This is a genomic window from Amycolatopsis keratiniphila subsp. keratiniphila (genome assembly GCF_001620365.2).
GTDB lineage: Bacteria > Actinomycetota > Actinomycetes > Mycobacteriales > Pseudonocardiaceae > Amycolatopsis > Amycolatopsis keratiniphila.
Genome location: NZ_LQMT02000041.1, coordinates 67,242 through 86,443 on the forward strand (window position 1 = coordinate 67,242; position 19,202 = coordinate 86,443).

The following is a 19,202-nucleotide window of genomic DNA, read 5'->3' on the forward strand; positions in this document are numbered from 1 at the left end:
CAGTATGGACGGTGCGGCCGATGCCAGGGCGGCGCTGATCGCCCTGCGCGCCGAGGTCGGGAAGGCCGTGGTGGGCAACGACGCGGCCGTCACCGGGCTCATCATCGCGTTGTTGTGCCGGGGACACGTGCTGCTCGAAGGCGTTCCCGGGGTGGCGAAGACGTTGCTGGTGCGGGCGCTGGCGGCCGCGCTGGACCTGGAGACGACACGGGTGCAGTTCACGCCGGACCTCATGCCGGGCGACATCACCGGTTCGATCGTCTACGACGCGCACAGCGGCGAGTTCTCCTTCCGCGAGGGCCCGGTGTTCACGAACCTGTTGCTGGCCGACGAGATCAACCGCACGCCGCCGAAAACGCAGTCTTCGCTGCTGGAGGCGATGGAGGAGCGTCAGGTCTCCAGCGACGGCAAGACGCGCCCGCTGCCCGACCCGTTCATCGTCATCGCGACGCAGAACCCGGTCGAATACGAAGGCACGTATCCGCTGCCCGAGGCGCAGCTGGACCGGTTCCTGCTGAAGCTGACCATGCCGATGCCGTCCCGGGAGGACGAATTCGGCATCCTTTCCCGGCACGCACAGGGTTTCGACCCGCGTGACCTCGGCGCGGCCGGGGTCACGCCGGTCGCCGGGATCGCCCAGCTCGACGCCGCGCGGCGCGCCGTCGCCGGGGTCACCGTGCGGCCCGAGGTGCTCGCCTACATCGTCGACGTCTGCCGGGCGACGCGGTCGATGCCGTCCGTGCGGCTCGGCGTCTCCCCGCGTGGCGCCACCGCTCTGCTGGCGGCGACCCGGGCGTGGGCGTGGCTCGCGGGCCGCGACTACGCCACCCCGGACGACGTCAAGGCCTTGGCGCGGCCGTCCTTGCGGCACCGCCTCGACCTGCGGCCCGAGGCCGAACTCGAAGGCGCGACCGCCGACGGCGTGCTGGACCGCGTCCTCGCGTCCGTACCCGTTCCGCGCTGATGGCCGTCACCGGGCGGCTCGGGCTGCTGGCGCTCCTCGCGGCGCCGGTGGTCGGTTTCCTGCTGCCCTCGTGGGCCGGGATCGGGCTGGCCGCGGCGGTACTGCTGCTGGTGGTGGTGCTGGATCTCGTGCTCGCCGGAAGTGTGCGACGGCTTCAGTTCGCGCGGTCCGGCGCGACGTCCGTGCGGCTGGGGGAGGAGTGCGAGGTCACGCTCACCGTGGCCAATCCCGGCGGCCGCCCGGTGCGCGCGTGGCTTCGCGACGCCTGGCCGCCCAGCGCAGGCGCGGACGACCGGCACCGCCTGACGTTGCCCCCTGGCGAACGCCGGGTCGTGACCACGCGGCTCCTGCCGACCCGTCGTGGCGACCGGACGGCGGTCCGGGTCACCGTCCGGTCGACCGGGCCGCTGGGGCTCGCCGCGCGGCAGGGTTCGCACGACGTGCCGTGGACCGTGCGGGTGCTGCCGCCGTTCCACAGCCGCAAGCATCTGCCGTCGCGGCTGGCGCGGCTGCAGCAGCTCGACGGCCGCAACGCGGTGCTGATCCGGGGCCAGGGCACGGAATTCGATTCGCTGCGCGAGTACGTGATCGGCGACGACGTCCGGTCGATCGACTGGCGGGCTTCGGCGCGCGCGTCGGATGTCATGGTGCGTACCTGGCGTCCTGAACGCGACCGGCACGTGGTGCTCGTGCTCGACACCGGCCGCGTTTCGGCGGGCCGGGTCGGGGACGCGCCGCGCCTCGACGCGGCGATGGACGCGGCCCTGCTGCTGGCCGTACTCGCTGCCCGGGCGGGTGACCGCGTCGATCTCCTGGCGTACGACCGGCAGGTCCACGCGGCGGTCCAGGGATCGACGGATCTGTTGCCGGCCTTGGTGAACGCGATGGCGCCGCTCGAACCGTCGCTGGTCGAGACCGACGCACGGGGAATGGTCGCGGAGGTGCTGCGGCGCACCCGGCGGCGCGCGCTGGTCGTCCTCCTGACCGGGCTGGACGCGGCGCCGTTGGAGGAAGGCCTGTTCCCGGTGCTGTCGAAGCTGACCTCGCGGCACCAGCTGATGATCGCTTCGGTCGCGGACCCGCGGGTCGCCGAGATGGCGGCGGGCCGTGGCGACGCGGAAGCCGTCTACGATGCGGCGGCGGCCGAGCGGGTGCTGGCCGAACGGCGCCAGGTCACCGCGCGGCTGGCGCGGCACGGGGTCGAGGTCGTCGACGCGGTGCCCGAGGATCTGCCGCCGCGGCTGGCGGACCGTTATCTCGCGCTGAAGGCGGCCGGACGGCTTTGACGCCGAACCCGATGGAGTGGTGCCGGTTGGCGTGCGGGCGCGCGGACGGTTAGCTCGGAAGTCCGGACCGACGCGATTGGGGCCAGGTTTGCGCAAGCTCGTGCTGTTCTTCGCGGTACTTCCGGCGATGCTGCTCGTGTCACCCGCTTCCGCGCAGCCCGCCGGGAAGCCCGTCCACCTCGCCGACGGCGGCGGGACCGTCTCCTTGGCCGCGGCCGACGGCAAGCTCTCCCTCGCCGACGCGAAGGACGCCAGCGCGCAATGGGTGTACGACAAGGCGGCGCTGTCGTACAAACATGTCGCGAGTGGACAGTGCCTGGCGGCGATCAGCCCGGTCGACGGGGTCGGCGTCAAACTCGTGGCGTGCGACGGCAAGGACCGTCTCCAGCAGTGGCGCCGCAACGCCGGGCTGCCCGGGCTGGTGCTGCTGGCGAACGTGGCGACCGCGCGCTGCCTGACCGCGGAGGCGCCGACCGTGGGAGCGCGTCTGTATCAGGAGGTCTGCTCCCTGCCGGGACTGTCCAACACCTGGGCGGCCGGGGTGCGGACGCTCGCGATCCTTTCGGGGAACGGGCAGCGGCTGTCCACGAAGACGCCCGGTCAGCCGTTCGTGGTGCGCGTGATCGGGGAGAACGGCCAGCCCGCCGCCGACGTGCCGGTGAACTTCTTCGTCCGCGCGGCACGGCCGAAGAACGTACTGGTCTTCGAAGGCGGCGCCGAGACGGCGACGGCCAAGACCGGCGCCGACGGTTCGGCGACGAGCACGAAGATCGTGCTGACCGAACCGGGCGAGTTCGAGATCCGGTTCACCGGGAGCGCGAGCCTGGAGGACGGGAACAGCATCACCTTCGAGGGCAGCTGCACCTGCTGAGCGGGGTCGTGAGTGGCGTTTCGNNTTCGGGTTCTAACCCGAAACGCCACTCACGACCCACTCAGCCCACGCGGAACTAAGCCACCAGCGCGAAACTCGAGTAGTACTCGCCCGAGGGATCCCGCGAGCCGCTCCGGTCCGGGCTGACCTCGGCGCCGACCCAGCCCTGGAACGCACCCGCGTCGTCGATCACCTGCAGCAGCGGGCGGACGTGACTGTTGCCGAGGTAGCAACCGTTGTAGGACAGGCATTCGCACCAGAACTCGTAGCTGTTGCGCCGTCCGCCGAAAGCGTCGCTCAGGTAGTAGAACCGCCTGTCGCCGGTGTCGATGATCTTCTTCGCGCAGGCCTCGTATCCGGCGCCGGGGAGGCAACAAGAGGTCGGGGCGCATCCGGAGTCGTACTGCACGTACCCGAGACAGGAGCCGTCGTCGCACTTGTTCCACCCCGGGCCGACGCCGAGCGCGCCGCTGCTGCCGCGGGTCCAGTTCGTGATCGCGCGGCGGTTCACGCCTTGCCCTTCGAGCAGATACGACCGCTGGGTCGCGCGCACCGAGCTCATCGGGGCCTTGCTGGTCTGCGCGAGGGAGGCGTTGCTGCCGTAGGCGATGCCGCTGGTGATCGAGTAGTTGTCGCTCACCAGTTGCAGACGTCCGAGACCCGGCCTTGGCTCCGAAACGGCCCACGTCTCCGTGAGGTTCACGGGAGTGGTGGTGCCGTCGACGGTGCTGCTGGTCCAGGTGATGGCCACCTGTCCGGAGTTCTCGGTGTAGGTGCCGGTGAAATGGCCGTTCGGGGCGCCGGTGAAGCCGGGCGCGGTCTTGATCGGGCAGTTGTTGCGGGGATTGGTACCCGGCGCCCAGTCACCGCAGTAATAGACGTCGCCGCTGTCGACCGGGGCCGGGAAGCCCGCCTGGCTCCAGGTCCAGAAGTTGTGCGCGACGGTGTTGTCGGCCTGGTTGAACACGAGATAGCCGAGGCGGACGTAATTGCGGTCGGCGTCGGTCCGGAATCCGCCGACGCTCACCACCCAGTTCTGCTTGCCCGACGGCGCGGAAACGGTCCGAGCCTGGGACGCGCCGACGAGGAGCGTCGAGGCGAGTACGGACAGGACGACGATCGCGAAGGCGCGTAACCGTTTTCTCCCCATGAAAGGAGCTAACCAGGTCAGCCCGCTTCCGGTCGAGAATCTCCAGCGTATCGCCAGTCGACATCACCCACTTCGCCCGCTTTCGCGGCGCGACGCCCGACGACGAACACGTACAGTAAGAACGCGACCTCGGCGATTACTCCGATTCCTATCCGCGCCCAGGTCGGCAGGCCCGACGGGGTCACGAAACCCTCGATCACGCCGGAGATCAGCAGGACGACGGTCAGCCCCAGCGCCATCACCACGACCGAGCGCCCCTGCTCGCCGAGCGCCGCTGTCCGGGAACGGCGTCCCGGGTCGATGACCGTCCAGCCGAGTTTGAGGCCCGTCCCGGCCGCGACGAAGACCGCGGTCAGCTCCAGCAGGCCGTGGGGCAGGATCAGCCCGAAGAACACGTCGAGCCGTCCGGCGGAGGACATCAGCGCCGCGCCGATCGCGAGGTTCAGCGAGTTCGCCCAGAGCGCGTAGATCACCGGGACGCCCAGCACCACGCCGAGGAACAGACAGGTCGCGGCCACCCACGCGTTGTTGGTCCAGACGCGCGCGGCGAAGGAACCCGCGGGGTCGGACGTGTAGTACGTCTCGTACTTCCCGCCCGGCGCGGTCAAGTCCTTGAACTCCTCCGGCGAGGCCAGCGACGCGAGCACCTGCGGGTCTCCGGCGATCCACACCGCCGCGATCGCCATCACCGCGATCGACGCCGCCGCCGACGCCAGCCACCAGCGACGGCTCAGGTACAGCGCGGCCGGGAACCGGTGGGTGAAGAAGAGGCCGACCTCGCGCCACGCGGGGCTGTGCGAACCGGTGACGGCCGAGCGCGCCTTCGCGACCAGGCCGGACAGTTGCGCGACGAGCACCGGGTCGGGCGCGACCGAGCGGATGATCGAAAGATGCGTCGCGACGCGCTGGTACAGCGTCACCAGCTCGTCGGCGTCCGGCCCGCTGAGCTTCCCGGCGCGGCCGACGAGGTCACGCAGCCGGTTCCATTCGGCCTGGTGCGCGGCGACGAACACGTCCACATCCAACTCGGAGCCCTCCCGGCGATCGTCCTTGGTCGCCCAGCCTATTCGTCACTACGCTTGCCAGGTGGAACAAGAGTCCGAACTCGTCACCGGCGAGGCCGTCGTCCTGGACGTGCGCGCGGCGAAACTGGCCAGCCGCGGGCTCGCCATGATGCTCGACGTCGCCCTCCAGCTGGTCGCCCTGATCGTCGCGATGCTGGTGCTCAGCCAGGTCGCCGCCTTCGGTGACGAGGCGCTGGCACTGACGCTGTTCCTGGTGACCCTCGTGCTGATCATGGTCGGCTACCCGGTGATCTGCGAGACACTGAGCCGCGGCCGTACGCTCGGGAAGATGGCGCTCGGCCTGCGGGTGGTCCGCACCGACGGCGGGCCGGTGCGGTTCCGGCACGCGCTGGTCCGCGGGCTCGCCGGGTTCTTCATCGACTTCTGGGCGCTGGGCATGCTCGGCGTCGTGGCGGTGGTCACGTCGCTGCTGTCTCCCAACGGCCGCCGCGTCGGCGACTACTTGGCCGGCACGCTGGTGATCCGGGAACGCATGCCCGCGGCGCGGACGCCGTACGTCGGGATGCCGCCGCAGCTGGCGTACTGGGCTTCGCAGCTGGACCTGACCCGGCTGCCGAACGATCTCGCGCTGGCCGTCCGTCAGTACCTGAGCCGCACAAGCGAGCTTCGCCCCGAAGCAGCCGAAGCGCTCGGGTACGGGCTCGCACAGCAGGTCGCGGCGGCGATCGGGGCGCCGGTGCCGCCGGGTGTGCCGTCCTGGGCGTACCTGTCGGCGGTGCTGGCCGAGCGGCGGCAGCGGGATCACGCGAAGCTGCAGCCCGCGGTCCAGTACGGGACGCCTGTCGTGCAGTCCTACCCGCAGCCGACTGCTCCCGCTCCCGCTCCCGTCGCCCAACCCCAGCCCCCGGCGGAACCGGCCCCGGAGAACCCCTTCGCGCCTCCGGGCTGACCGGCAACGTCGCATAGCTGCCGCTCGGGTGGGTCGTGAGTGGTAAAGAGGGTTATTGAGGGGTAAGCCAGATGCGGCGCGTTGTGCCGTCTGAGGCATTGGTGTCCACAGTGGTCACTGCCCGGGCAGGATGCGCCCGCTTTATGCCTGTAAGTCCGTTTTCGCGGAGAGTCGTGAGTGGTAATGAGGGTTAGAACGACCATTTCCACTCACGACCCCGGGGGCAATACTGCGCAAAGTACTCAAATCGGACGCCTTGACCTCGGAAATTGTCCTTTTGGGACAGTCTGAGGGCACGGTGCTGGGTCTCGGTGACGAGCTCGCACCGCCGACTCCATCACGCCACCTTTGACTTACCCCTCAATAGAACGACAGTTGCCACTCACGACCCACGGGGCCCAGGTCGGCACTCGCGCGTGATTGAGTGGACGGCACGTGTGATCAGACGGACGACACATGTGACTGGACGGACGACACTCGCGCGGCCGGGGTGCCGCCTTGTGTCGTCCGTCCAATCGCGCGTGTCGTCCCGCTGGTCACGCGAACCCACCGCCGTACTCGCCCATCGGGCAGTCGCGAATCAGGAGACGTCGGCCGACTTCGCCGCCCACGTGTTGCACTGGAACATCCGGTTCTTCTGCGCGCCGTGCTGCCACCACGAGGACGCGTGCGCGTCGGAGCCGTGGTCGCGCGGGCCGCCGTTGTGGTCGCCGCGGTCCTGGGTCTGCCAGGCGTCGCGGTACATCGCCTGATCGACCGAGCCGCCGCGCCCCACCGTCGAACCCAGGAACGTGCCGGAAAGACACTGCGCCGAAAGCTCGTTGCGCCGCGACATCTCCAGGCCCGCCTCCGAGTCGGTGCCCGCTTCGTACCGTGCGTCCCAATAGGCCTCCGAGATCCCCGAAAGCGCCTGAATGTGATGCGCGTACTCGTGGGCGAAGACCGCCAGATAGACCCCGGGCCGGTTGCCGTACTGCGGAACCTGAAGGCCTTCGTACGGCATGTACAACGTCTCGTTCTGCGAGCAGTAGAACGCCGCAACCGAGCCGCCGCTGGCGTCGCCGCACGGGCTCGACCAGTTCTTGCCGGACGGGTATTTCACGGTCGGGACCCGGAACGGCAGTTTCGTGTAGTTCATGACCTGCTGCCAAACACTGTCCAGACAGGGCCGCGCGCTTTCGAAGAACGCAGCCGCCGCGTCCGGGTTGTTCGCCCAGCGCGAGAGGTTGCACGGCTGGTTCGGCAGGCCGACCTGGGAATCGAGCCACAGCGGGTTGTCCGCCAGCTTGTGGTGCGGTTGCGGGCCGGAAGGGGCACGGCTCGCGGAGGTCTCCCGGGTCGAGCCGGTCGACGTCTCACGTGTGCCGGTCGAATCACGCGAACTGGTGGTCGTCGTCGACGACGTCGTGTCGCTGGTCGTCGTGTAGTCCGAAGTGGAGGTTTCCGAGTAGCTGGAGTAGCCGACGTCCGCGACGTGCTTCGACTTGCCGTTCGCGATGGTGATCACCATGAGCAGCCCACCCATGACCGCCATCACCGCCACGATCGCGATCGCCGCGATCACCCCGCCGTTCGACTTCTTGGCTTGATATCCCCCGTAGGGCGCGAAAGCGGGCTGAGCGAAACGCGGACCGTACGTAAGCTGCGGCGGGCCGACGGCACCGGGCCGGAACGGGACCGGAGCGCCGATCTGCGGCGGCGGCAGCGGTGCCGCGCCCGGCGGGGGCAGCGGCAGGCCACCGCTCGGCGGGCCCGGCCGGAACGGCGGCGGAACCGGCGTCGGCCGGGAAATCGGCGGACGACCGGGCGGGACGGGGCCCGGCCGGTTCGGCGGCGGCATCGGCGGGCCCCCGCGCGGCGGAAGCGGACGTGCTCCCGGCGGCGGGAGCGGACGCCCGCCCTGTGGCGGAAGCGGTCGGCCACCCTGCGGCGGCCGGGGCGGTGGCGGAGTCGGCCGGCGCCGCGGATCAGGCGGGCCGGGCGGCTGCTGGTTCATCGAGTGGATCCCCCATGCGGTTCGGCAACGCCGTTCGCCCAGGTGGCGGATTCGGCGTTTCGGCGGTCAGCATAGATCGGCTGCCCTAGAGTGTGTGGCTGTGTTGACGAAATGGGGGACGGCGGTCGTGGCCGTCGCGGCGAGCTCGGCCTTGATGGCCCCGCCGTCGGATACGAACGTTCCGGAGGCGCCCGGAGCGGGCCCTTCGCTGACCAACGCGCCACAGCTGCCGAAGCCGCCACCGCTGGGCGCGCGCGGTCAGCTCGGGCTGCTCCAGCCGCCGAGCGGAGCGTTCACGAACGTCGCGGTGAAGGTGGAACGCGACGGTTCGCTGTCGATCACCGAGCAGGTGACCGTCCCGGGTGGACAGCATCTGGTGCGCCGGATCCCGTTCAAGGTTCCCGCGGGCGAGGAGCAGGACCGCGTCTACGGGATCCGTGACGTCTCGGTCGAGGGTGCGGGCAAGACGGAGCCGAACGGCGAACAGCTGGTCGCCACCTTCGACGGTGGCGCGTCCACTCTCAAGTACAAAGTGGACGGTGCGGTCGCGGACGTCAACGGCGCGCAGCAGGTGCGCTGGCAGGTCGCGAGCGGCTGGGACGGCGAACTGTCCCGCGTGTCCGCTTCGTTCAGCGCGCCGACGCGTGAAATGCCCACAGTGGACTGTTTCGCCGGACCGCTCGGTTCGGACAGGCAGTGTTCGCTCGCGGAGACCGATCACAGCGGCGTCGTCCGTATCGAGCAGGACAAACTCGCGCCGGGCGAACGGGTCGACCTCGCCGTCCAGCTCCCGGCGGGCACGGTGCCCGCGAACGCGCGGTTCGAGCAGATCGCCTCGGTCGGCGGCGCCTTCGCCCTCACCACCCTCGCCGGCCTCGGATTCGGGGCGCTGGCCCTGTTCCTCGTGCTCGGCGTGCTCGCCGTCTGGCTGCTGCGCCGCCGTGACCGGGGCGCGCTCGCCGCGGGCACCGGCCCGGTCGACGTCCTCATGCGCGAAGGCGATCGGGTCTCGTTCGCCTCGCCCGACGGCGTGCTGCCCGGACAGGTCGGGACGGTCGTCGACGAGACGGTCGACGTCGTGGACGTCAGCGGAACGGTGGTCGACCTCGCGGTCCGCAACTACCTGTGGATCGCCGAAATCCGCGGCGCCGGCACGGTCGATTGGCAGATCGCGCGCCGCAACGCGCCGGACGAGCACCTCGCCGCCTTCGAACGCGAGATCTACACCGCGCTCCTGCCCGAGGGCACCGATTCCGTGCTGCTGTCGGAACTCCGCGGCCGCGGCACCGTCGATCTCCGTGTCGCGGGTGAGGCGATGTACGCCGACGTCGTGCGCAAGGGCTGGTTCTCCCGGCGCCCGGACAGGGGCAAGAGCAAACTCACGTGGGCGGGGGTCGGCCTGATCGCGCTCGGACTCGTGGCGACGGTCGTCCTGACCTTCACGGCAGGCCACGCGCTGCTCGGTGTCGCGGTCGCGCTCGCCGGGATCGCGACGCTGCTGGGCGCCTCCTGGGTACCGCCGAGGACTACGCGCGGCAGGCGTCTGGTCGGCCAGGTGCGCGGGCTGCTCGAATACCTGCACACCGTCAAGGTCGCCGACATTCCTTTGGGGGACCGGGAAATGGTGTTCTCCCGGTCGCTGCCGTACGCCATCGTGCTCGGCGACACCGAGCACTGGCTCCGGACGTTCGAGGCGCTCGACCCGTCGGCGGACGGTTCGGCCGGGCTGTACTGGTTCGGCGGGCTCGAAGGCGATCGGGATCTGCGCCGGTTCGCCGCGCATCTGCCGTCGTTCCTGTCCGCTTTGGACGGTCTCCTCGCCGAATCCGGGCACCTGCGTTCGCTGCGCCCGGAACCGGTCCCCGCCTGACGTGAAGATCTGCTTGCTGGCCGGTCTCCTGCTGGTGCTGGGCGCGGCACCGGCGGGGGCGCAGGGCGAACCGCAACTGCCCGCGTTGCCGAACAGTGCGGAGATCTCGCTCAAGGTGGAACGCGACGGCGCGCTCACGGTCGTCGAGGCGGTGTCCGTGCCGAGCGAGGCGACGATGACCCGCCGGATCCCGCTCCGCACGGCCGCCCCGCGCGACCGCGACCGGATCATCGGCATCCGTGACGTCGCCATCGAGGGGGCGGGCAACGCCGAACTGACCGACGACGAGTTCACCGTCAAGCTCAAGGGCGGCACCTCGATCGTCCGGTACACAGTGGACGGTGCGGTCGCCGAAGCCGACGGCTTGACCAGGGTGAGCTGGCAGCTCGCGGGCGGCTGGGACGCCCGGCTCGAACTCGTGCGGGCGAGCTTCGCCGCTCCGGCCATCCCGAACGCGGTCACCTGCTACGCCGGGCCCGAGACGTCACGCGCGCACTGCGCGACCGCCCAGATCGCGCATTCCGGGCTGACCCGGTTCAGCCAGCAGAACCTCGCGCCGGGGCAGCGGATGGAGATCTCGGTCGAACTGCCCGGCGGCACCGTCCCGGCGAACGCGCGCCTGGAGCCGTCGAAGACCTTCGCCGGAGCGTTCGTGCTCACCGCCCCGGTCGGCTGGGCGTGGGGCGGCTTCGCGCTCGTGCTGATCGCGGCCGCCGTCGGCCTGGCCCTCCTGCGGAGGCGGGACAGGCACCCGGGTGACGCGCTCCCGGTCCGCTTGCTCACCGGGAAGGCGTTCTCGTCACCCGACGGTGTGCTTCCCGGACAGGTCGGAACCGTCCTCTCGGGCCGGGCCGACGCCGTCGATCTGGCCGCGACGGTCGTCGACCTCGCCGTCCGGAACTACCTCTGGGTGAGCGAGGTGCCCGGCGAGCTGACCACCTGGCGGCTCGTCCGCCGCAACCCGCCGGACGAGCAGCTGACCACTTACGAGCGCGCCGTTTTCGATCTCCTTCTGCCCGGCGAGAGCGAGTCGGTGCTGCTGTCGGAGATCCAGTCCGCGCGGATCGGCGTCGAATCGGTGCGGGGGGCGCTGGACGACAGCGTTGTCGAGCGCCGCTGGTACTCGCGGCTGCCGGGCAGGCTGCCCCGCGCCGGTCTGCGGATCTGCCTCTACGGCCTGTTCCTCACCGTGCTGCTGGCGTTGACCGTCGGCTACGCCCAGCTCGGGCTGATCGTCATCGCCACGGGCGCGGTACTGGCCGTCGCCGCCCGGTGGCTGCCGGTGCGCACCGGCGCCGGCGTGGTGCTGCACCGGCGGCTGCTCGGCGTGCGCGAGGCGCTGCTGGCGACCAAGGCGGCGGACGTCCCGAAGCTCGAACGCGAGGTGCTCCTATCCCGGGCGCTGCCGTACGCGCTCGCTCTCGGCGAACAAGAACGGTGGGTCGCCGGATTCGCCGAGCTGAAGGGTCCGCCCAAGATCTACTGGTACGGCAAGGAAGACGACGGCGAGGTCCCGATCGCGCGGGTGAGCGACTTCACCGCCGCGCTAGTGGGAACCTTCGCCGCGACCCGCCAGGGCCGTGCCTGGAGGCCTGAGTAGCCCGTAGGGTGGTGCGCATGGCCGATCCCGAGCTTGTCCGATTCACCCTCGACAACGGTCTGCGCGTGGTGCTCGCGCCCGACGCGACCGCTCCGGTGGTGGGTGTCAGCGTCCACTACGACGTGGGCTTCCGTTCCGAGCCCGAAGGGCGCACCGGTTTCGCGCACCTCTTCGAGCATTTGATGTTCCAGGGGAGCGAGAGCCTGGAGAAGCTCGCGCACTTCCGGTACGTCCAGTCGAGTGGTGGCAGCTTCAACGGCTCCACCCATCCGGACTACACGGACTACTTCGAGGTCCTCCCCGCCGCGGCTCTCGAGCGCGCCCTGTTCCTCGAAGCGGACAGGATGCGGGCGCCGAAGCTGACGCAGGAGAATCTGGCCAACCAGATCGACGTGGTCAAGGAGGAGATCCGCCTCAACGTGCTGAACCGGCCGTACGGCGGGTTCCCGTGGATCCTGCTCCCGCCGGTGCTGTACTCCACGTTCCCCAACGCGCACAACGGTTACGGCGGTTTCGAGGATCTCGAACAGGCCACCTTGGACGACTGCGCGGCCTTCTTCGACACCTACTACTCGCCCGCGAACGCGGTGCTGACCGTCGCCGGTGACTTCACCGTCGAGGAGGCCCGCGAGCTGATCGAGAAGCACTTCGGAGACGTGCCGCACCGGCCCGCGCCGCAGCGTCCGTCGTTCGCCGAGCCCGCCCCCGATGGCGAACTGCGCGGCGAGCACGTGGACCCGCACGCCCCGCTGCCCGCGGTCGGCGTCGGCTACCGGATGCCGGACCCGATCAACGACCTCGACGGTTACCTGGCGAACCTCGTGCTCGCCGGCGTGCTGACCGACGGCGACGGCTCCCGCCTCCAGCAGCGGCTGGTGCACCGCGAGCCGCTGGTCGTCGACATCGGCGCGGGCGCCGGGCTGTTCGGCCCGTTCGAGGCGCGCGACCCGGACACCTTCACCATCACCGCGATCCACCCGCACGAGGTGAGCACCGACCAGGTCCTCGCCGCACTGGACGAGGAGCTGGAGAAGCTGGCGGCCACGCCGCCGGAGGACCAGGAACTCAAGAAGGTCACCGCACGCTGGGCCGCGAGCCTGCATTCCGAACACGACAAGCTGGTGTCCCGCACGCTGGCCCTCGGCTCGTTCGAGCTGCTCTACGGCGACGCGTCGCTGGTGTACCGGCTCGCCGAGAAGATGTCGGCGGTCACCGCGGAAGCCGTTTCGGCGGCGGCGAAGGCGCTGCGGCCGGACTCGCGGGCCGTCCTCGTCGTCCGCCCCGGTAGTGCCGATTCCGATCAGGAAGGTTCCGAGCAGTGAGCGCACCGCACCGCACCGCCGAGGAGATCGGCCGCACGGCCGCCGGGCCGCGTCCGGTCCCGTCGCTGGGGACGCAGCGCGCCGCCGCGGATCTGTCCCATGTGGACACCGCGCTGAGCAACGGGCTGCGCGTGCTCGCCGTCCGGAAGCCGACCGTGCCGCTGGTCGAGCTGCGCGTCTGGATCCCGTTCGCCGGTGAGGACAAGCTGCACCCGGCCACCGCCGAAGTGCTGGCCGAAACCCTGCTGACCGGCACCGCCCGCCGCGACCGCATCGAGATCGACGCGGATCTGGCGCTGATCGGCGGCGACCTCGCGTCCGGCGTCGACCCGGAGCGCCTGGTCGTCACCGGCACCTCGCTGGCCGACGGCCTCCCGACGATGCTCGACGTCCTCGCCGACGCGCTCACCGGCGCGTCGTACGCGGACGCCGAGGTCGAGCGGGAACGCGAGCGGCTCATCGAGCGGATCGCCGTGTCCCGCACGCAGCCGAGGACGATCGCCCGTGAGGCGCTGCAGAAGCACCGCTACGGCGACCACCCCGCGGTCCGCGAGGTCCCGCAGGCCGAAGACGTCGCCGTCGTGACGCCGGAACAGGTTCGCGCGCTGCACCGGGCTTCGGTGCTGCCGCGGGGATCCGTGCTGGTGATCGTCGGCGACATCGACCCCGAGACCGTCATCGGCGACCTGGAGAAGGCGTTCGGCGGCTGGGCTTCGGACCGCTCCGCCGTCCGCCTGCCCCCACTGCCCGAGCTCACCGGCGGAAATGTCCTGCTGGTGCCGCGGGCCGGTGCCGTGCAGTCGCAGATCCGGCTGTCCGCGCAGACCGTGTCACGCACGGACCCGCGGTACCCGGCGCTGCAGCTGGCGAACCTGGTCTACGGCGGGTACTTCTCCTCGCGGCTGGTCGAGAACATCCGTGAGGACAAGGGTTACACCTACAGCGCGCACTCCGGATTCGAGTTCACCGACCAGACCGCCGTGGTGAACGTCGACGCGGACACCGCGACCGACGCGACCGCCGCCGCGCTCATGGAGACGCGGTACGAGCTGGCCAGGCTCGGTCTCGTGCCGCCGACCGCCGAAGAGGTCGAGTCGGTGCGCCAGTACGCGATCGGTTCGCTGGTCACGGCCGCGTCGTCGCAAGGCGGCCTGGCCGCGCAGCTCTCCGCGCTCGCCGCGACGGGGCTGGGCGTCGAATGGCTGGCCGGGCATCCGGAGCGTCTCGCCGCGGTCACCGCCGAGGACGTCGCGAACGCCGCGCTGGAGTTCTTCGCGCCCAAGCGGTTCACCGGGGTCGTCGTCGGCGACGCCGATGTCCTCGCGCCGAAGCTGACGGCGCTGGGCGACGTGACCGTCGGGGAGCCGGCCTGATGGAGACGCCGTTCGGGTTAGGGGCGCTCCCGACGCTTTCGCGCTCCACGGCGGACCGTCAGGAATCCTTGCGCACCAACCCGGACAGGCTCGCCGAGCGCTGGCCGAACGCCCGGATCGTGCTGCTCGACGAGCACGCGCGCACCCCGGTGGTGGAGGGTTCCGGCACGCTCGCGACCCGCAAGTCGCAGGACTTCGGCACCGAGCCGCCCGCCGAGGCGGTCTTCCTGGGGGAGTGGCAGGGCACCGACTACTGGTCGATGCCCGGCCGCCCCGCCGGGGAGACCGAGACCGTCGAAATGGCGGGCAGCTGGGGCGTCATCGAGCAGGTCGCCCGCCACGAAGGCGAGATCTGGGTCGACCTGCGCGGCTACGGCGACCTGCTCGACGACACTTCGGCGGGGCTGTTCACCACCGCGCAGGCGCTGCAGGCCTGGCGGCGGCAGGCGAAGTTCTGCACGCGCTGCGGCAGCCCGACCGAACTGATCCAGCTGGGCTGGGCGAGCAAGTGCACCGGCTGCGGCCGGGAGGAATACCCGCGCACCGACCCGGCGGTGATCTGCCTCGTGCACGACGACGCCGGTGTCAACGGCGAGCACGTCCTGCTGGCCCGGCAGCCGATCTGGCCGCCGGACCGGTACTCGATCCTCGCCGGTTTCGTCGAGGCCGGGGAGTCGCTCGAAGGCTGTGTCGAGCGGGAGATCCGCGAAGAGGTCGGCGTCGAGGTGCGCGATGTGCGGTATCTCGGCAGCCAGCCGTGGCCGTTCCCGCGGTCGATCATGCTCGGCTTCACCGCACGGGCGGACATCTCTTCGACGATCGTGCCCGCGGAGGGCGAGATCGAAGAGGCGTTCTGGGTTTCGCGCGAGGAGGTGCGGGCCGCTTTCGCGAACAGTCAGCTCCGGAACGCGGGCGCCGTGCCGACCCCGATCGCCGGCGGGACGCGGCAGCTGGTGCTGCCGGGGAACTCGTCGATCGCGCGCGTGATGCTGGCGGCCTGGGCCGGGGTCTGACGAGTAGCAAGGGACCTTTGCTACCACTTTTCAGACTCGTTCCGTGAAGGCCTCCTTGAGGGACCCAGAGTCCCTCAAGGAGGCCTTCACGGACTCGAGCGGGTCGTCACGCGATGGCGTTGTTGACGGCGGTGACGATCTCGGCGGGATCGTCGACCGTGAGCACGAGCCGGTTGAAGTCCTCGGCCTCGTCGAGGGTGATGACGACCGTGCGGTCGAATCCGGAGACGTTCCAGAACTGCCGGTCGCCGTCGGCGTGAAAGGTGCCGGAGAGTTTGCCGGGGATCCGGAGACCCGGCCCGCGCCAGCCCTTCGGCTCGTCGCGCATCCCCGGATCGTGGGTCGCGCCGCGCACGTGGGCGAGCGGGATTTCGAGCCGCCGGGTGAATGACCAGACCTTGTCGATCCCCACGGGTTCGACCACGAGCCGGTCGCCGCTGATGGTGACCCGGTTGTTGCTCATGTCTTTTCTCCTTCGTCGTCGATGTCCTGCACGCGGGCGCGGGCCAGCAGCCGTCGTCCCAGCTCGTCGGGGGTCGTCCCGAGGTCCTGGATGACGGCCCGGGCCCGGGCGCGCAGCCGCTCGTCGGTGGGTGCGAGTTCGAGCAGCGCGACCAGCAGCAGGTCGAGTTGCTCGTCGCGGTCCGCGGTGACGTGTTCCAGCACCCGGGCGAACAAGCCGTGCTTGCTGCCGAACGCGCCGTACAGGCTTCCCCGGTGGACACCCGTCGCCTCGACGAGGTGATCGACCGAAGTCGCGTTGTATCCCCGCTGCCGGAAGACCGCCGCTGCGGCTTCGATCGCTGTCGTCTCGTCGAACTGGCGTGGTCGGGCCATGGGTTTGAGAATAGTCATTCAAGAATGACCAGTCAAGAACGCTTGGATGATCACCCTCGCCATGGGCGCGGGTTGCGAAAGCCACTTTCGCAACCCCCTCTTGAGACCACTCGCCAGGCAGGTCCCGCCACCCTCCGCGCCCGTCCCTATACCCACTGTGCGGAACACGGCAAGCGTTACCTCCCCGTTTCCCGGCCCCGTTGACGGCTGTGGCTCGGCTCACTACAGTCCCCGGAAACCGTCTGTAAAGTTTCCTAACGAAGTCGGGAGTGAACTCCAGTGCGAGCCGGCAGTCCGCGAATGCTGCGCGAGATCAACGATCGCGCGGCCATCGAGGTCCTCCTCAGGGACGGCCCGCTGACGCGCTCCGAGCTCGAAGTCGCGATCGGCCTGTCGAAACCCGCGACGGCGCAGCTGCTCACCCGCCTCGAACAGGACGACATCGTCACCAAGGCCGGGGTGCGTGGCGGCGGCCGCGGCCCGAGGGCGCAGCTCTGGCAGGTCAACGGCGGAGTCGCCTACGTCGCGGCCGTGGATCTGACCCCGCAGAAGGCCGACTTCGTCGTTTCCGACGTCACGGGCGCGGTGCTCGCCGAGTACCAGGTCCCCCTGCCGGTCCACGAGGGCGCGGACGTCGTCGGCACGTTCGGCGCGGCGCTCTCCCACGTCGCGAACAGCGCCGGACTCGCCGCCACCGATCTCCGCCACGTCGTCATCGGCGCCCAGGGTGCTTTCGATCCGCGCACCGGCCTGCTCTCCTCCGCGCCGCACATCCCCGGCTGGCTCGGGTTCGACGTGCCGGGCAGGCTCAGCCGGGAGCTCGGCGTCGAGGTCACCATCGAGAACGACGTCAACCTCGTCGCGATCGTGGAGATGACGGTCGGCCAGGCCGTCGGGCTCGACGATTTCGTGATGATCTGGCTCAGCGACGGCGTCGGCGGCGCGGTGGTGGTCGGCCGCCGGCTGCTGCGCGGCGCGACCGGCGGTGGCGGCGAGATCGACTGGATGCGCGTCCCCGATCCGGTTTCCGTTGCCACGCGGAAGGAAACGGCACGCGGAGGAGATCGTTTCGGCGACCTCGTCGCGTCGCCGGCCGTCGTCGAGCTGGCCGCCGCGCACGGCTTCGAGGCCGAGACCGGCGCGGACGCGGTCACCAAGGCCCGCGAAAGCGGGAACGAAGCCTTCCTCGACGACCTCGCCCGCCGTGTCGCGGGCGGAGCGGCCAGCCTGATCGCGGTCGTCGACCCCGAACTCGTGCTTCTTTCCGGCGACACCAGTCGGGCCGGTGGCGACGAATTCGCCGCACTGGTCGCGAAAAGGCTGCACGAACTGGTCCTGCCCCGCACTCCCGTCGGGGTCGCTTCGGTGCAGGGCAACGCGGTCCGCGCGGGCGCGCTCCAATCGGCGCTCGCCACCGTGCGCAGGGACGTCTTCGGCGTCAACACCCCTTCGCTCCTCGGGCCGAGACGGTCCGGGGCGGGAGAGCCGAACCCGATCGTGGCTGTCCCGGAATCACGAACAGAACCACCGTCTCCCGCCCCAACCAACTAGGAGGAGGGTCATGAGTTCCACGACCCAGGTTCGGAGAAGCGGCCGCCGTTGGCGCGGCTCGATAGTGCTCGGCGCGGTCACCGTCGCCGCGCTGGTGTCCGCCTGTTCGGGCGCCGCAAGCGGCCCGAACGGCGGGTCGGGCGACGCGGCGGCCGCCCCCGCCGCGGACGCGAAGCTCACGCTGACCGTCTACAGCAAGTTCACCGACCGCGAGTACAACGTGGTCACCGCCGGGCTCAACAAGCTCAAGGCGAAGTTCCCGAACATCGAGATCAAGCACGAAGGCCAGCAGGACGACGACAAGATCACCCAGTCCATCCGCGGTGGCAACCCGCCGGACGTGGCGATCTCGTTCTTCACCGACAACCTCGGCGCGTGGTGCTCGACGGGCAGCTTCCAGGACCTCAAGCCCTACATCGACCGCGACAAGATCGACCTGAACCAGATCCCGGACGCCGTCCGCAGCTACACCGAGTACCAGGGCAAGCGCTGTGCCATGCCGCTGCTCGCGGACGTCTACGGCTTCTACTACAACAAGGACATGTTCGCGGCGAAGGGCATCACGTCGCCGCCGAAGACGACCTCGGAACTGTTCGAGGCCACCAAGAAGCTGACCGAGTTCAACGCGGACGGCTCCATCAAGGTCGCCGGTTTCCTGCCGTCGATGCCGTTCTACGCCAACATGGCGCAGTACTGGGCCCCCAACTTCGGCGCCACCTACATCGGCCCCGACGGCCAGTCGCACCTCGCCGACAGCCCCGAGTGGAAGGCGATGTTCGACTTCCAGAAGCAGCTCGTGGACTTCTACGGCGGCCACGCCAAGGTCGAGCAGTTCAAGGCCGGTCTCGGCGAGGAATACTCGGCGGACCACGGTTTCCAGCGCGGCAAGCTCGCGATGATGATCGACGGCGAGTACCGCACCGCGTTCATCAAGGACCAGGCGCCGGAGCTCAAGTTCGGCACCGCCGCCCCGCCGGTGCTCGACAGCAAGCCGGACCGCTACGGCGGCGCGTTCACCACGGGCACGATCATCGCGATCCCCAAGGGCGCCAAGAACCCCGGCGCGGCTTGGGAACTGATCAAGCAGGTCACCCTCGACACCTCGACGCTGGTCGAGCTGTCGAACGGCCTGAAGAACGTCCCGAGCACCAAGGCCGCGCTGACCGACCCGAAGCTCGAGGTCACGCCGGAGTTCAAGACGTTCCTCGATCTGTACAACGGCGGAAAGCTGATGCCCAACCCGTCGACCCCGATCGGCGACGCGCACCTCAAGGCCGTCAACGACTTCGCGGAGAAGTGGCAGGCGGGCAACGTCCCCGACATGATCGCGGGGCTCAAGCAGGTCGACGCTCAGATCAACGACGAGCTGGCCCAGAAACGCGCCGGCGGCTGATC

At 70.1% G+C, this 19,202-nt stretch carries 16 protein-coding genes; 11 read left to right on the plus strand and 5 right to left on the minus strand.

Annotated elements, in window-relative coordinates; translation table 11 throughout:
- The first annotated feature begins 4 nt into the window (after positions 1–4).
- The 3 genes from AVR91_RS37620 to AVR91_RS37630 all read left to right on the plus strand — a co-directional run bounded on the left by AVR91_RS37620 (position 5) and on the right by AVR91_RS37630 (position 3,121).
- Entirely contained in the window at positions 5–964 is a 960-nt protein-coding gene (locus tag AVR91_RS37620) for an AAA family ATPase (protein ID WP_083715427.1), read from the plus strand.
- Positions 964–2,250 (plus strand): DUF58 domain-containing protein, encoded by a 1,287-nt coding sequence (locus AVR91_RS37625; RefSeq protein ID WP_063270867.1) that lies wholly within the window; start codon positions 964–966, stop codon positions 2,248–2,250. Before AVR91_RS37620 ends, AVR91_RS37625 begins: the two co-directional genes overlap by 1 nt.
- An 88-nt stretch (positions 2,251–2,338) precedes the next feature.
- Positions 2,339–3,121: a hypothetical protein gene (locus AVR91_RS37630; protein WP_063270868.1), complete on the plus strand. Its 783-nt coding sequence runs from the start codon at positions 2,339–2,341 to the stop codon at positions 3,119–3,121.
- Between the two features lie 76 nt (positions 3,122–3,197).
- Here AVR91_RS37630 and AVR91_RS37635 read toward each other — a convergent pair whose 3' ends face one another.
- Positions 3,198–4,271, minus strand: a complete 1,074-nt coding sequence (locus tag AVR91_RS37635; RefSeq protein ID WP_063276342.1) for a hypothetical protein — start codon at positions 4,269–4,271, stop codon at positions 3,198–3,200.
- A 17-nt stretch (positions 4,272–4,288) separates the two neighbouring features.
- Positions 4,289–5,296, minus strand: coding sequence for a stage II sporulation protein M (locus AVR91_RS37640; protein ID WP_063276343.1), 1,008 nt, complete (start codon positions 5,294–5,296; stop codon positions 4,289–4,291).
- A 61-nt stretch (positions 5,297–5,357) separates the two neighbouring features.
- On the opposite strand from AVR91_RS37640, the gene AVR91_RS37645 reads away from it, so the two are divergent.
- Positions 5,358–6,245, plus strand: a complete 888-nt coding sequence (locus tag AVR91_RS37645) for an RDD family protein (protein WP_063276344.1) — start codon at positions 5,358–5,360, stop codon at positions 6,243–6,245.
- 580 nt (positions 6,246–6,825) lie between these two features.
- On the opposite strand, the gene AVR91_RS37650 is transcribed toward AVR91_RS37645, so the two are convergent.
- Entirely contained in the window at positions 6,826–8,085 is a 1,260-nt protein-coding gene (locus AVR91_RS37650) for a neutral zinc metallopeptidase (RefSeq protein ID WP_063276345.1), read from the minus strand.
- Positions 8,086–8,395: 310 nt separating this feature from the next.
- On the opposite strand from AVR91_RS37650, the gene AVR91_RS37655 reads away from it, so the two are divergent.
- The 5 genes from AVR91_RS37655 to nudC are packed head-to-tail and all read left to right on the plus strand — an operon-like array spanning position 8,396 to position 15,419.
- A complete protein-coding gene (locus tag AVR91_RS37655; RefSeq protein WP_394329979.1) occupies positions 8,396–10,111 on the plus strand; it encodes a DUF2207 domain-containing protein in 1,716 nt (571 codons plus the stop codon).
- A gap of 1 nt (position 10,112) precedes the next feature.
- Complete coding sequence (locus tag AVR91_RS37660) at positions 10,113–11,711, plus strand: DUF2207 domain-containing protein (protein WP_063276347.1); 1,599 nt, start codon at positions 10,113–10,115, stop codon at positions 11,709–11,711.
- Between the two features lie 17 nt (positions 11,712–11,728).
- The gene (locus AVR91_RS37665) at positions 11,729–13,033 is read left to right on the plus strand and encodes a M16 family metallopeptidase (RefSeq protein ID WP_063276348.1); all 1,305 of its coding nucleotides are present in this window, start codon (positions 11,729–11,731) and stop codon (positions 13,031–13,033) included.
- The gene (locus AVR91_RS37670) at positions 13,030–14,406 is read left to right on the plus strand and encodes a M16 family metallopeptidase (protein WP_063276349.1); all 1,377 of its coding nucleotides are present in this window, start codon (positions 13,030–13,032) and stop codon (positions 14,404–14,406) included. The genes AVR91_RS37665 and AVR91_RS37670 overlap by 4 nt, the downstream gene beginning before the upstream one ends.
- On the plus strand, positions 14,406–15,419 hold the full coding sequence (nudC, locus tag AVR91_RS37675) for an NAD(+) diphosphatase (RefSeq protein WP_063276350.1): 1,014 nt from the start codon (positions 14,406–14,408) through the stop codon (positions 15,417–15,419). Before AVR91_RS37670 ends, nudC begins: the two co-directional genes overlap by 1 nt.
- A 106-nt stretch (positions 15,420–15,525) precedes the next feature.
- Here nudC and AVR91_RS37680 read toward each other — a convergent pair whose 3' ends face one another.
- The gene (locus AVR91_RS37680) at positions 15,526–15,882 is read right to left on the minus strand and encodes a hypothetical protein (protein WP_063276351.1); all 357 of its coding nucleotides are present in this window, start codon (positions 15,880–15,882) and stop codon (positions 15,526–15,528) included.
- A complete protein-coding gene (locus tag AVR91_RS37685; protein WP_063276352.1) occupies positions 15,879–16,256 on the minus strand; it encodes a TetR/AcrR family transcriptional regulator in 378 nt (125 codons plus the stop codon). The genes AVR91_RS37680 and AVR91_RS37685 overlap by 4 nt, the downstream gene beginning before the upstream one ends.
- Positions 16,257–16,556: 300 nt before the next feature.
- Here AVR91_RS37685 and AVR91_RS37690 point away from each other — a divergent pair, with 300 nt between their 5' ends.
- Entirely contained in the window at positions 16,557–17,807 is a 1,251-nt protein-coding gene (locus AVR91_RS37690) for an ROK family transcriptional regulator (protein WP_063276353.1), read from the plus strand.
- 10 nt (positions 17,808–17,817) lie between these two features.
- On the plus strand, positions 17,818–19,200 hold the full coding sequence (locus tag AVR91_RS37695; protein WP_063276354.1) for an extracellular solute-binding protein: 1,383 nt from the start codon (positions 17,818–17,820) through the stop codon (positions 19,198–19,200).
- The last annotated feature ends 2 nt before the right edge of the window (positions 19,201–19,202 follow it).